The sequence below is a fragment of the Kitasatospora azatica KCTC 9699 genome (genome assembly GCF_000744785.1).
Lineage (GTDB): Bacteria > Actinomycetota > Actinomycetes > Streptomycetales > Streptomycetaceae > Kitasatospora > Kitasatospora azatica.
Window position 1 is genome coordinate 2,243,601 of record NZ_JQMO01000003.1, and the last position, 13,466, is coordinate 2,257,066.

15 protein-coding genes are annotated in these 13,466 nt (G+C 68.0%); 12 read left to right on the forward strand and 3 right to left on the reverse strand.

What is annotated here, in order from left to right; translation table 11 throughout:
• Positions 1–4 precede the first annotated feature (4 nt).
• Positions 5–451 carry an ATP-binding protein gene (locus tag BR98_RS20630; protein WP_051969987.1) on the reverse strand — a complete coding sequence of 149 codons (447 nt, stop codon included), beginning with the start codon at positions 449–451 and terminating at the stop codon, positions 5–7.
• A 141-nt stretch (positions 452–592) separates the two neighbouring features.
• Here BR98_RS20630 and BR98_RS20635 point away from each other — a divergent pair, with 141 nt between their 5' ends.
• The 7 genes from BR98_RS20635 to BR98_RS20665 all read left to right on the forward strand — a co-directional run bounded on the left by BR98_RS20635 (position 593) and on the right by BR98_RS20665 (position 7,099).
• On the forward strand, positions 593–2,242 hold the full coding sequence (locus BR98_RS20635; RefSeq protein ID WP_407639401.1) for an ISAzo13 family transposase: 1,650 nt from the start codon (positions 593–595) through the stop codon (positions 2,240–2,242).
• Positions 2,243–2,367: 125 nt separating this feature from the next.
• Complete coding sequence (locus tag BR98_RS20640) at positions 2,368–3,156, forward strand: helix-turn-helix domain-containing protein (RefSeq protein ID WP_035846699.1); 789 nt, start codon at positions 2,368–2,370, stop codon at positions 3,154–3,156.
• Entirely contained in the window at positions 3,153–3,422 is a 270-nt protein-coding gene (locus BR98_RS20645) for a DUF397 domain-containing protein (RefSeq protein ID WP_035846701.1), read from the forward strand. Before BR98_RS20640 ends, BR98_RS20645 begins: the two co-directional genes overlap by 4 nt.
• Before the next feature lie 216 nt (positions 3,423–3,638).
• Positions 3,639–4,019 (forward strand): hypothetical protein, encoded by a 381-nt coding sequence (locus tag BR98_RS20650; protein ID WP_035846704.1) that lies wholly within the window; start codon positions 3,639–3,641, stop codon positions 4,017–4,019.
• Positions 4,012–4,647 carry a hypothetical protein gene (locus tag BR98_RS20655; RefSeq protein ID WP_051969989.1) on the forward strand — a complete coding sequence of 212 codons (636 nt, stop codon included), beginning with the start codon at positions 4,012–4,014 and terminating at the stop codon, positions 4,645–4,647. The genes BR98_RS20650 and BR98_RS20655 overlap by 8 nt, the downstream gene beginning before the upstream one ends.
• Before the next feature lie 33 nt (positions 4,648–4,680).
• A complete protein-coding gene (locus BR98_RS20660; RefSeq protein WP_035846706.1) occupies positions 4,681–6,636 on the forward strand; it encodes a putative T7SS-secreted protein in 1,956 nt (651 codons plus the stop codon).
• Positions 6,637–6,649: 13 nt separating this feature from the next.
• A complete protein-coding gene (locus BR98_RS20665; RefSeq protein ID WP_051969990.1) occupies positions 6,650–7,099 on the forward strand; it encodes a hypothetical protein in 450 nt (149 codons plus the stop codon).
• A gap of 214 nt (positions 7,100–7,313) precedes the next feature.
• Here the strand turns inward: BR98_RS20665 and BR98_RS20670 are convergent, their stop codons facing one another.
• Entirely contained in the window at positions 7,314–8,123 is an 810-nt protein-coding gene (locus BR98_RS20670; RefSeq protein WP_035846708.1) for a transposase family protein, read from the reverse strand.
• A 141-nt stretch (positions 8,124–8,264) separates the two neighbouring features.
• Positions 8,265–8,870 (reverse strand): DUF2199 domain-containing protein, encoded by a 606-nt coding sequence (locus BR98_RS20675; RefSeq protein WP_083976778.1) that lies wholly within the window; start codon positions 8,868–8,870, stop codon positions 8,265–8,267.
• A gap of 823 nt (positions 8,871–9,693) precedes the next feature.
• Here BR98_RS20675 and BR98_RS20680 point away from each other — a divergent pair.
• The 5 genes from BR98_RS20680 (at position 9,694) to BR98_RS20705 (ending at position 13,460) form a co-directional block, all read left to right on the forward strand.
• Positions 9,694–10,557 (forward strand): hypothetical protein, encoded by an 864-nt coding sequence (locus tag BR98_RS20680; protein ID WP_063774815.1) that lies wholly within the window; start codon positions 9,694–9,696, stop codon positions 10,555–10,557.
• A gap of 69 nt (positions 10,558–10,626) precedes the next feature.
• Entirely contained in the window at positions 10,627–10,953 is a 327-nt protein-coding gene (locus tag BR98_RS20685; RefSeq protein WP_035846712.1) for a WXG100 family type VII secretion target, read from the forward strand.
• Positions 10,953–12,293, forward strand: coding sequence for a putative T7SS-secreted protein (locus tag BR98_RS36490; protein WP_051969991.1), 1,341 nt, complete (start codon positions 10,953–10,955; stop codon positions 12,291–12,293). The genes BR98_RS20685 and BR98_RS36490 overlap by 1 nt, the downstream gene beginning before the upstream one ends.
• Positions 12,294–12,316: 23 nt before the next feature.
• Positions 12,317–12,811, forward strand: a complete 495-nt coding sequence (locus BR98_RS20700; protein ID WP_035846714.1) for a SitI3 family protein — start codon at positions 12,317–12,319, stop codon at positions 12,809–12,811.
• A 160-nt stretch (positions 12,812–12,971) separates the two neighbouring features.
• Positions 12,972–13,460, forward strand: coding sequence for a SitI3 family protein (locus BR98_RS20705; protein WP_035846716.1), 489 nt, complete (start codon positions 12,972–12,974; stop codon positions 13,458–13,460).
• Positions 13,461–13,466 lie beyond the last annotated feature (6 nt).

A 13,466-nucleotide genomic window follows, 5' to 3' on the forward strand; every position in this document is an offset into this window, starting at 1 on the left:
CCCCTCACGGTGACTCGACACCCCGCCCGTCCGGCAGCTTGAGCTCGAACCAGACCGTCTTGCCGATGCCACCCGGGCGGGGATCGACGCCCCAGCCGCCGGCCAGGAGGGCGAGGAGTTCGAGGCCACGGCCCGACTCGTCGTCAGGGCCGGCCCGGCGGGGCTTCGGAGGGCGCCGGTCCGCGTCGGACACCTCCACGCGGAGCAGACCGCCGGACCGGTCGAGGGTCCAACGCGCCTCGACGTAGCGATCGCGCGGGACACGGGCGTGCCGGCAGGCGTTGGTGAGGAGTTCGGAGAGCAGCAGGGTGGCGGTGTCGCCGTCCTCCGCCGGCAGGCTCCAGGAAGCCGCGTCTGCGCGAAACGCGGCACGGGCGCGTCCGACGCTGCGGGCGGATCGGGGGAGGCGAAGGGTGGTGCTGAACCGGTCTGCAGTGGGCTGAGTGACCATCAGAGTCCTTGGGGGCAAACCTGAGGGGCCGGATCTCACTCGCACGAGGAGCAATCCGGCTATTGCGACTTCTACACTGCCGCCGGGGGGCCGTCGATGAATTAGTGGGTTGCTTACGGTAGTTGGGCTCGTTGATGTGGCATGGGGCGCTTTGATGGATCGGTGGAGTCGTTACGGGCGAAGTTCGAGGCGGTGACGCCGCATTTGAACGAGCGGCAGCGCCGGATCCTGTACGCGGCGGAGGCCCGGCAGTTCGGGCACGGCGGGATTGCCGCGGTGGCACAGGCTGCGGGCGTCTCGAAAGGCCGCGTCAGCCGTGGCCTGGCCGAACTCGATGCGGGCGAGGGACCGGACGGGCGGGTACGGCGGTCGGGTGCGGGCCGCCCGGCCCTGGCGGACAGGGACCCAGGTTTGGTGCCGGCCTTGCTGGCGCTGGTCGAGGACAGCACACAGGGCGATCCGATGAAGCCCCTGACGTGGACGACGAAGTCGTTGCGCCGCCTCGCGGATGAACTCGCCGCCCAGGGCAGGAAGGTGGGCCGCGACACTGTCGCGGCCCTGCTGAAAGGGGCCGGGTTCAGCCTGCGCGGCAACGCGCGGGTGCTGGCCGGCAGCCACCACCCAGACCGGGACGCGCAGTTCCAGCATCTCAACTCCACGGTGGCCGAGTTCCTCCAGGCCGGTGATCCGGTGATCAGCGTGGACACCAAGAAGAAGGAGCAGATCGGACTCTTCGCCCGGCCCGGACGCGAGTGGGCCCCGCCGGGCGCCCCGGTCAAGGTCCTCGACCACGACTTCCCCTCCCACGCCACGGGCACAGCGATCCCCTACGGCATCTACGACCTGGGCCGCAATACCGGGTTCGTCGTGGTGGGCACCGATCACGACACCGCCGCGTTCGCCGTCTCCAGCCTGCGCCGCTGGTGGACCGAGGAAGGGCGGCCCGCCTATCCACAGGCAAGACGCCTGCTGATCACCGCGGACGGCGGCGGCTCCAACAGCTCCCGCGCCAAGGCGTGGAAGGCCAACCTCGCCGTTCTCGCCACCGAGACCGGCCTGGAGATCAGCGTGTGCCACCTACCTCCGGGGACTTCGAAGTGGAACCGGGTCGAGCACCGCCTGTTCTCCTTCATCTCCCTCAACTGGCGTTCCCACCCGCTGACCAGCTACGAGACCGCCCTGAACCTCATCTCGGCGACCACCACCCGCACCGGACTGACCGTGACCGCCCGCCTGGACACCGGCAGCTACCCCACCGGCATCGAGATCAGCGAACAACACGCGTCCGCCCTCACGATCCGCCCGGAAGACTTCCACGGGGAGTGGAACTACACGATCCCGCCCCAGCCCGGCATCCCCGACGTCCCGCTCCACCCGCCCGGCCCCAGATCCCACCCCCGGCACGCGCACACCTTCGGCGCGACCCTGGCCACCCACCCCCTGCTGACCGGCATCGAGCGCCATGACCTGGACGAACTCACCGTCAGCGTCCGCGACCGGTTGGACGCCCTGCCGCCCAAGGAGCGGCCCCGGCACCGCAAGATGACCACAGAGAACATCATCTGGGCCGCCATCCTCGACCAGCGCGGCCTGTCCCGCTCGCTGACCGCTTACCTCTTCCGCGTCGGGGAGAACCAGATCAGAGCCCTGATCAAGCAGGTCCGCCCCATCCTGGAAGACCTGGGACACCACCCGGAACCGATCCCCGCCCGCCTGATCGACCCCAGCGACCTCGCGAACTACGTCATGCACGCGACAGCCGCAGACCGCGAGGACAAATCAACCCACTAATTCATCGACGGCCCCCGGGGCTCTAGCCTCGGAAGTGGCAGCACGGGTCCAGGCGGTGCGTGTACCCGTGGTGTACCCGCGAACTTCCTGGGGGTGCTGTGGTGGGAGCGAATTCCGAGCCTCCGGTGGCGTGGCGGTACTGCGGCAACCAGCTCAAGCTCTGGCGGGAGCGCAACGGGATCAGCCGGGAGCAGCTGGCCGCCGAGGCGAGCTACGACCTTGAGACCGTGAAGTCGATGGAGCAGGGCCGCCGTCGGCCGAGCCTGAAGGTGCTGAACGCGGCGGAGACGCTGTGCGACGCCCGGGGTCTGCTGCTCGCGGCGACGGCGTACCTGAAGCCGGAACGGTTCCCGAGCCACGCGAAGGAGTTCGTGGCGGCGGAAGATGAAGCGATCGTCCTTCACTGGTACGAGAGCCTGCTGGTCCCCGGCCTCTTGCAGACGGCCACCTACGCTCGCGCACTCATGGCGGATCACTGCCCACCGCTCGGCGACGACACGGTGGACGAGCGTGTAGCGGCCCGGATCGAACGCCAGAAGAAGCTCACCCGCAACCCACCGGCCCTCTTCGGGTTCGTGATCTACGAGGCGGCGCTGCACACGATGGTCGGTGGCCGGACGATCATGAAGGGTCAACTCCAGCACCTGCTGGAGGTCGGTAAGCTGAGAAATGTCAGCATCCAGGTGCTGCCGGTCGGCCGGGGTGCCCACTCGGCGCTCGCCGGACCGTTCGTCCTCATCGAGACCCCTGATCACCAGCACTACGCTTACCTGGAGGGGCAGTCGAGCGGGATCCTGTACGCCGACGCCGAAAGGCTGAGTGTCCTGACTCAGCGCCATGGCATGATCCGCATGCAGGCTCTCGGAGTTGAGGAGTCGGCTCGGTTCATCGGCACGTTGGCGGAGGCACTGTGAACACCGAACTCGCATGGTTCAAGTCCAGCTACAGCGATTCTGAGGGCGGAGCCTGCATCGAGATCGCCTTCGACTGGCGCAAGTCCAGCTACAGCGACACCCAGGGCGGTGACTGCATCGAGGTCGCCGCTCACCCCGGGACCGTCCACGTCCGCGACTCCAAGGACAAGGCCGGCCCGCAGCTCTCCTTTGCCCCCGCCGCGTGGGCAGCGTTCGTCGCCTCGGCGCCGGAGCTTGAAGCCTCCGGGGCCGAAAGCTCCGTCTGAGCAGCGCTGGAGTCGGACAGCCTGGACCCCACCTTCAGGTGCGCACCGGAGGCTCCGGATCGAGCACACGATTCTCCCGCGCGGCCTGGTCTTGCCGCTCGATCAGGACGGTCCTGCGACGATCAACGATACGTTGAAGCCGCTACGCGATCTCGGTATTACTGTCTGATAGCCTCCCGAGTCTCGGAGTGATCACCGAGCGTGCTGGGGGGACATATGGCAGAGACTGGACTGGCGGAGCGGCTGATTGGGCTGCACGCCGGGCGGGTTGACGGTCCCAGGGCCGTGATGGAGTTCCGCCGCAGCGCGGTACTTGTGCCGACGCAGGGCGGGGAGCCGTTGGCGGGGGAGCTGGGCGGTGTCCAGTGGTTGTACGCGTTCACCGGTGAGGACGCGCTGATGCGGTATGCGCAGGCGCGCGAGATGGGGCCCGAGGTGCCGTATCTGACGGTCTACGGGTGGCGGTTGCTGGATGTGGCGGTGCCGGCGATGGGTGTGCCGGCGGGGGTGGCGGTGGATGTGGCGGGGCCGGCGCCGTTCCTGTTGCCGCCGGTGCACGGGATCGTGCCGGACGCGGTGGCGGTGGATCGTGGCTGACTCCTACCAGGTCGATCCGAACGCGCTGAGCAACACGGCCAAGGGGATCGGCGACGCGATCGCGGAGTTGAAGAAGCTCGGGATCAGTGAGGCCGGTGAGGTCGGGCGCGGCTTCTCGAACGTCTCCCTGACGGGCATGCAGCTCGGCAACCCGGGGCTGCAGGGCGCGTTGGACGGGTTCTGCGAGCGGTGGAGCTGGGGCGTGCGGCGTCTGGTCCACGACGGGAACGACATCGCGCTGCGGTTGGGCTTGTCGGCGGGGATGTACTACGACCAGGAGCAGTACGCCTCGGGTGCGCTCAAGGACGTGGTGAACGCGGCGATGGGCAACCCGAATCTGACGCAGGAGCAGGTCGAGGCGCAGTCCTGGGACACGACGTTGAAGGACAACCAGTTCACGCAGATCGGGAACGCGGACTATTCGGCGTCCTCGTTCGACAAGGCGATGTTGAACTCGGCCGCGACCTGGGACGCGGAGGGTGCGGACATCATCGCGAGCGATCCGAAGGCGCAGGCGGTGGCCGCGTTGACCGGGACCACGGACGCGAACAAGGCGGAACAGCAGCGGTTGCTGGAGGAGTCGAAGCGGCTGCGGGCGATGGCCAACGGGCAGGGCGGCCAGGGCTGATGGGGTTGCGGGGTTGATGGGGGAGTTGGGCTGATGGGGTTTCTGGATTCGGTCGGGGACGGTCTGGAGGGTCTGTACAAGGACGGCAAGAAGGCGGTCGGGCAGGCGATCGACCAGAACGCCCACGCGTTGGGCGGGATGCTGGACTTCGTCGGCCTGCACGAGGCCGCGCACGCGGTGGACAAGTTCGGCGACAAGGTGGCCGACAACCTGGGTGCGCAGGTCGGCGAGTTGCAGCTCGGGGACACGGACGATCCCAAGGAGCTGGTGCACGGCGACGTCAAGGCGATCACCGAGTCGGCGAAGCACCTGCGCGCCTTCCACGACGCGTTCGAGGAGACCGGCAGCGGGCTGCGGTCGATGGATTCGGAGCACTGGCAGGGGCAGGCGGCAGATGCGTTCCGCGCCAAGTTCGCCCCGCATCCCACGCAGTGGCTGGTGACGGCGGACGCGTGCGCGACGGCCGCAGGGGCGCTGGACGACTTCTCGCACACGGTCGGTTGGGCGCAGGACCAGGCGAAGCAGGCCATCGACGCGTACAACGCCGCGAAGAAGGCGCACCAGCAGGCGCAGGACGCGTACAACGCGAGCGTCGACAGCTACAACAAGGCCGTCAAGACCTGGAACTACGCCGCCAAGACCAACCCCAACCCGGGCCCCCAGCCCACCGACCCCGGCGCCTTCCACGACCCGTCCACCGACCAGCTCAGCCACGCCCAGGACCTGCTGCGCGCCGCCCGTTCAGCTCGCGACACGGCCGCCGATGCGGCGGCGAAGGCGATCAAGGCGGCCACGGACGCGGCGCCGGCGGAGCCGAGTTTCACCGAGCGGATGAAGCTGGACGCGGTCGACCTGGCCGAGGGCGGCATGGACGGCTACGAGCACCTGTACGGCGGGGTCGTGAAGGGTGCGGCCGACATCCTCAAGTTCGGTCGCGGCCTGAACCCGCTGGACGTCTACAACATCACCCACCCCGCCCTCTACCTCGACCATGTCAACACGGTCGCCGCCGGCCTGGTCAACGTCTCCAACCACCCCACCCAGCTGCTCTCCGCGGTGGTGGGGTCGGGGTGGGGCTCGGACCCGTTCGAGGCCAGCGGCAAGCTGTTCACCAACGTAGCCTTCGGCATCGCCACCGGGGGCACTGGCGAGGCCGCCTCGGTCGCCACCGACGTGGGCGTCAACGCCAGCAAGGACATCGCCGAGAATGCGGCGGAGAAGACTGCGATCCAGAGCGTCGAAAACGCCGGCGGCGATGCGGCGGCCACCGCCGGCGCGAACCCCGCGGGTTTGCCTGACGGCTGGACCATTAAGGATCCACTCGCTGGCGGCGTCGATCGGCCGCTTTCGCCGGAGGATTTCCGGAAGCTCACCCCAGAGCAGCAGATGGAAGTTGCGCGGTCTGAAATCTCACCGGGCGCACGGACATTCAAGAACAACCTCGAAGCCGGAGACTATGGAGCCGACTATTGGAACGGGTATGCTGACAGCATGCCGCAGCCATTGAAGGACGCGGTGCGTGACTATACGCGGGGGAGGCCGGAAGACGGCCGACCGACCTATAGGGATATGAACGGCTACTTGCGGAGCAGTGATGGATCCGGAGGTACGCCCCAGGTACTGCAGCACATCGACAAGGTCGATCAGGCACTGGCCGGCCGTCCCGTACCTGAGGACGTCCTGGTCGCTCGGGGGACAGGGCTCGGGCATATCGACGGAGATCCGTTCCGCATGGTAGGGAAGGAATTCACTGAGGACGCCTTCACTTCCAGCTCGCTCGGAGGTCCCGCTGGCGCGTTCGCAGGCGACGACGCGATACTGCACTTGAGGGTCCCCGAGGGGACGCCGGGACTCTTCGTGGAGAAGGTCTCGATGTTCGGTGGCGGCGAGCGAGAGCTGCTCCTGGGGAAGGGCTTGACCTGGCGCGCGACCAGGGTCGTCAACTTGAATGGACAGTGGCAGATCTTTGGTGAGGTTCTGCCGAAGTAGAAGGGGTTGATGGATGAGCGAGTCCGAGCGGTGGAATCCGAGTCTTCATGAGGACCTGCAGCTTCGCCTGCGAGAGGGCGGGCCGGTCGATTACACGTATCGGACTGACAAGCCCGTCCAGTATGTCGCGGTGGCGAACGACAGCATCGGAATCCTCGGGTATCTGTGGGCGTGCGATGCCGACGACGCAGCCGGCTGGGTGGCGCGCCCGGCGGCCGGCCATGAGGGGGTCAACTCCGCCATTATCTGGTTCCACGATCTGCGCGAGGCAAAGGCACGAGGATTGGAACCGTCGCGTGCGCTGGCCGAGTTCGCGGCGCTCCCCAAGGGAACCTACGTGGACTGGGTTGTGCCCGGCTCCTGGGCCAGCGCCGACAGCGTCGCGGCCTTGGAGGAGCTGGCCAGCGAGGGCTACACGCCCCCGCCGCCTCGCCCGCGTCCGGTACGGCGCCGGGAGCCCTGACCACAGCGACCGTCGCGCCCTCGCCCGGCGCTTCGGAGTCTTGGTCGTTTGAGGGACAGCGGCAGGTCTTGGGTGAGTTCCTATCGAGGTAGAAGGGGTTGATGGATGAGCGAGGCCGAGCGGAATCCGCAGCTCCATGAGGACATGCAGTTCCGCCTGCGAGAGGGTGGGCCGGCCAGGTACACCTGTCGGACTGAGGTTTTCTCAGCGGTGATTACTTCCAGATTCCATTGAGGACAAGGGCCGCTCGGGCGATGTCGCCGATCCGGCTGGGGCTGAGCGTGACGTATTGCAGGGTGCGCCACCGCTGTTTGAGCTCGGCGGCGGTGCGCTCGCCGAGGGCTCGGACGTGCCGGAGCAGGGCGTTGAACGTGCGGGTGTCGACGTGAAGTGCCTGTTCGGACTTACCTTTTGGCCGTCGTACGGGGATGAGGATGCCGATGCCCGCGCCGATGTAGCCCTTGTCGGCCAGGGTCGGCAGGCTGTCGGCCGCCGCCTTGTATAGCGCGGGCAGGGCGTGGATGCGGGCGGCGGTGATGTCGGGGGTGGAGCCGGGTTCGACGTCGGAGACCCACAGCGGCGTGCCGTCCGGCGCGGACAGGAACTGAATGTTGCCGCCGAAGGCCTTGTGCTTCTGGCTGAACCACAGGTCATTGCCGTTCTCGCGGACGCCGGCGAGGCGGTCCGATTCGATGAGCGTGCCGTCCAGGATGACGTGCGTCATGCCCTCGCGCTGGCAGCGGGCCAGGACTTCATGCAGGTCGGGGGCCTGGTCGGTGAGTACGTCAATGCCCTCGTGCAGGTAACGGTAGCCCGTAGCCTGGGAAACGCCGGCGTCACGGGCAAGGCAGTGCACACAGCCACGCTCGCGGAACCAGCGCAGCACCAGCACCGCCTGCTGGAACGCACCCAGCGCCCGCGAGCCCTTCGGGGTGCCGATCCGACGCCGGTGAGCGGCGAGCAGGCGGGCCAGGTGCTCCACCACGTGGCGCGGGACATCGAGCGTGGCAACATAGGCGACCAACGTGAAGCCTCTGGTTCAACGGACGATCTTGTGAGAGAGACTTGTCCTACCAGGGGCGTCACGCCTGTCCGAGGCCAGGGCCCTACCTTTGGCCTGAGCCGCCCGCACTGGTCTCCAGAGACCATTCCACGGAGAAGGACCTCAGTGGCGGTGGGGGACCGGCGGCGCGTCGGTGTCGTACTGCAATGCCCAGGCGCGGGTGCCCGTGAGCACCTTCCGTGGCGCCCATGCCTCGCTCAGCATGCCTGCCACCGTGGCGTGGGCGCTGCTACTGATCTGTGGCGTCGGCCGGTCGAACGGGGAGTCGGCTATCGCAGCGGACACCTCGGCACGCAAGATCTTGCGCCCCCACGGCTCCAGGGTGTTGGCGAGAAGCCCGTCGAACCTCATGGTCGAGTACTCCTCGTCGCTGCCATTGCGGCCCAGCTCGGAGATGTAGCGGTACGTCTCCCAGTCGATCGAGACCCACACGCCGAAGGTCACCGTCCGTCCGTCGGTCAGGGGGACCGGAAGCAGTGCGCGAGTGAAGGCACCGATGATGTCGGTAGCGACCATGAAGTCGGACAGGAACGTGATGTGCGTCTCCTGGTCGCGCACCGACAGGTTGGCGACCGGATCCGGCAGGGGCAGGTTGAATCGGGGGTCGCCCGGATCCAAGGCGCCGTCGCAACACGTACACGTAGGCACGGACGGAGAAGATGCGCCGCCCGCCCCAGAACTCTTGTCTCTGCCTCGCCACCAAGCCATGGTCGAAGACTCAATCACAGACTGGAGGCCTGTTGCCAGGGCTGTCGGCTGGTCCAGAGCCGAACCGGCGCGTCCACTACTGCTTCTCCGTTACGGCATGTTCGGGCGCGGCGGGTCGACCGTCGCCGAGAATCTGAACGGATTGGAAGCAATCATCGCTGAGAAAACCTCACTGACAAGCCCATCGAGTACGTCGCGGTGGCGAACGACAGCATCGGAGTCCTCGGTTATCTGTGGGCATGCGATGCCGATGAAGCCGCAGGCTGGGTAGATCCCCCGGCAGCCGGCGACGTGGGCGCCAACTCCGCCGTTGTCTGGTTCCTCGATCTGCGCTAGGCAAAGGCACGGGGGCTGGAGCCGTCGCGTGCGCTGGCCGAGTTCGCGGCACTCCCCAAGGGAACGTACGCGAGCTGGGTCGGGCCCGGCTCCTGGGCCCGCGCCGACAGCATCACAGCCCTGAAGGAGCTGGCCGGCGAGGGTTACACGCCCCCGCCGCCTCGCCCGCGTCCGGTACGGCGCCGCGAACCCTGACCGCAGCGTGGCCAGACTGTTGCCAGTTTGCGCGTGGCTTTGCGCTCTGTTGGACGCCGAAGTTCGTCCCCGAGCTTCGGGCTTCGGGGGTCGAGCGCTCTGTCTGAGGAACGGTGGGTGGTTACTCCCGCCCACCCACCCAATTCCCGTGCAGGCCAATGAGTATGACTAATTGTGAGCAGTTGGCCACGCTCGGCATTCGCGGTGTACCGTTCGCCGCATAAAGCGACCCCCGCTGGTGCGTCAACACCGAACGGGGGTCTGACCTGCTGATCGAGAAACGGTCGATCCTGTGGCTACTGCCTACCCTACCGCCGCGCCCGGTTTCGGGAAGCGTTCCGCGCCGTCCCAACACCCGGCCGGACCAACCGACTTCGCACACCTGCCCGAGCGTGAGGCCTATCTCGCCGCCTACATCGACCGGCTGCCCGACGGCGCCGCGATCGACACCAAGACCCTCGCTCGTGAGCAACCCCGGTACGGGCAGCAGGCGGTGCGGTCCGCGCTGCGTGTGCTGACCCGCGCGGGACACCTGCTCCGGGTGCGTGAGACCGTCGGCGAGGGCCTGACCCGCTGGGTGTTCCGCACCTTCTTCTCGCGTACCGCCCGCCCCGTCAGCTGGTGGGAACGCTTCCTCGCCGACCGTCGCGGCGGCGCCACCCGCGAGGACCCCACTCCCGCCCCGCCGCCCCGCTCCGAGGCCTACCGCGCCCTCGCCTCCCTGGGCGCCACCGACCGGCGCATGACGCTGTCCGCCAAGGAGTGCGCCGAGTTGGAGGCGCTTGCGGCCGAATGGCTGGCGCGCGACATCACCGTGCAGCAGTTCCGCCACGCCATGACCTCCGGCCTCCCCGCCGCCATCCACTGCCCCGGAGCCTTCACCCGCCGCCGCCTCGTGGACCGCATCCCACCCCACCCGAACCGTGACCCGCGCCCGCAGGACAGAACGGAGTGCGCCAACTGCCGTGCGCCGGGTAGCGCCGAGACGCAACCCGGCGGCCTGTGCCCCAGGTGCGTCGGGACGGAGGCGGCGACTGCCCCGACCGCCCCGCGCGGTGGCCTGATCGCGCAGGCCCGCGCGGTGGTGCGGCAGGCCAGGGCACGGGGTGTAAGCGGGGCAGATCAGCCTCGCACGGCAGGTGAACCGGCATGCTGACAGGCGAGTCGGACCCGTTATCTTGGGGGTCGGTTCGGCTCTTGTAGGGGTGCAGAAGGGGGAGAGCTCATGGCGGAGGGGTTCAGGGTCGACCTGGGGGCGTTGGACAACGCCTCTTCAGGGATCGACGACACTCTGGCGAAGCTTCAGTTCAAGAAGGTCAGCGATCTCGACCCGAAGAAGGACGACATCGGGCACGGTCATCTGGCCGATGTGCTGGAGACGTTCTGCACCCGCTGGGAGTTGGGGGTGGAGAACCTGGCGAAGGACGCCCAGACGGTCTCCAAGCGATTGGACGCGAGCGTAAAGGCCTACCGCGAGGTGGACGGGCGGATCGCCGGTCAACTGAGCGGCACGTTGAGTCGTGACAGCGGCGCGGACCCGGGGGCGAAGTAGTGGCGAAGGAACTGGGGCAGACCTCCGATCCGAACGAGCTGATACCGGGCAACCCGGATGCGATCGCCTCGACGTCGGCCTGGCTCACGAGTTACGGCGACACGCTGCACTCCGCCGGCGAGGGCCTCCAGCGGATCGACACCGTCGACGGGTGGTCCGGAGAGGCGGGCGACGCCTTCCGGGACGCTTTCAAGGGCGTGCCGGGGAAGTGGCTGGAGGCGGGTGACGGCTTCCACGACGCCGCTGCCGCGCTGACGTCCTATCAGGGAACGCTGACGTGGGCGCAAGGGCAGGCGGCGGACGCGATCCGCCAGTGGAACGCCGGGCAGAGCGCGACGGACACGGCCAAGTCGCAGCATCAGGACGCCGAGAAGGCCGCCGGCCACAGCCTGCCGTTCACCGACCCCGGTGACTCCACGCGCGCAGCGGCGCAGCAGACGCTGAACAGTGCCCGCAGCCAGCTCAAGACGGCGGGCGACACCGCCGCCGACAAGATCGCCAAGGCTTACGACAAGGCCCCCGAGGAGCCCGGCTTCTGGGACGACGTCGGCGACTTCTTCTCCGACGCCGGGGACTTCCTGCTGAATGTCGGAGAGACCGCCGTGGAGGACCTGGCCTCCGTGGGCAACGCGATGCTCCACGACCCGGGGGCCGTGGGGGAGGTGGCGTTCGGTCTGACGCTCGCGACCCTCGGAGCCGGTGGTGAGGTCCTTGGCGTCGGCCTGGACCTCACCGGCGCGGGCGCCCTGATCGGCGTCCCGGTCAACGTCCTGTCGGCCGGCGCCATCGCCAGCGGTCTCGGTGTGGCCGGCCTCGGCGCGACCCAGATCGCCAAGGACGCGGTGGGGCCCGACCGGGTTCAGATGACGGGGGACGGCGGGGGCGGCGGCGGCAGCACGCCGAATCCGGGAACTACTCCTTCGGGGACGCCCGACCCGGGGGCCACCCCAGGCGGTCGTGTCACCAACATCCCGAAGAACGCCGATCCGACGACGGTCCGCGCGTTGGGACGGGAGAACGAGTCGGCCGAGATCCTGGCGAAGAACGGCTACAAGGTCGAGCAGAACCCGGACGTGCCCGGAGCCAAGAACCCCGACTACCGCGTGGAGGGCGAGATCATGGACTGCCTTTCGCCCACGTCGGACAACCCCCGCAACATCGCCTCGGAAATGCAGAAGAAGATCAACAAGGGCCAGGCGGACCGCATCGTGCTGAACATGACGGACACCCCTGTTGACGTGGCCGCCATGCGACAACAGCTGACCGACTATCCGGTCAGCGGCCTCAAAGAGGTCAAAGTCATCGACAAGTCCGGAAATATCATCCAGCTCTACCCCTGAACCTACCGAGAAAAACGGCCGAAATGGCGATTTCCTACAACCTCGATCTGGTGACCCCGTTCACCCTGCCCGAAGTCGCGCAGAGACTCGACGAGGTCGCCCGGTCGCTGCGGCTGACGGACGCGACCGCGACCGTGGACAGGCTGCTCGACGAAGGCGCGGTCACGCTGGATGGCATCTGGGTCCGAGTGGTGCCCCGGAAGCCGATTCCGTGGGGGAATCCGCTCATCGACGGCCACGTTTTCACCGCAACGGCTTCGGTGGTCTTCAGGCTCGACAAGACGGCCCACATCTCGGGTCAGCAGGACAGTGTGGTCCGGCTCGCCACCGGCCTGCTGTCCCAAGTGCCTGGAGACGCGGTACTGCACTTCGACTACGAGGACGTCTGGCTGCTGCGCCAGGACGGCGAGCTGAGCCTCAGCGAGCGCTCCGACATCTGGCCGACGCCCCGCTTGGCCACCGTCCCCCGGCCTTACCGTCGGCAGACCCACGAGTTCGCCTTCCCCGAGGAGGGCTGAAGGGCAGTACATGTGCTCAGGCGCTGTCCGGGGCGGTTGATCGCCGCCCCCGGGCAGCGTCGGGCGACAACTTCAGCCCCGAGCCAGCACAATGGACACCCCAATTGACGTAGTCAGCAACGTGACAGACCTCTACCCCTAAACCAGCAGGAAGACGAACATGTCCCTCTCCTACAGCCTCGAACTGGCCACCCCGCTCTCCGTGGACGAGGTCGCCCAGAACCTCGGCGAGGCCGCCCGGTCGCTCCGGCTGTTCGACGCGTCCGTGACCACCGAGCTGCTCGTGGGCGACGGAGCGGTCACGGCGTACGGCACCTCGACCTACGTGACCCCGATGACGCCGATCCCCTGGGGCGATCCGCTCATCGGGGGCCGCACGTTCTCGCCCACCGTCTCGGTGTCCTTCGACCTCGGGAAGGACGGCGACATCATCGGCCAGCAGGACGACATGACCCGTCTCACCACTGAACTGCTCGCCCGGACCCCCGGTGACGCCGTCCTCCACTTCCAGTCGGAGGACGTCTGGCTCGTCCGCCTGGACGGCGAGCTGAGCCTCAACGAGCGGTCCGAGGTCTGGCCGCCGCACCGTCTCGCCATGGTCCCCGGGCCCTACCGCCGACAGACCTTCGAGTTCACTGAGCAGGACTGAGGTTGA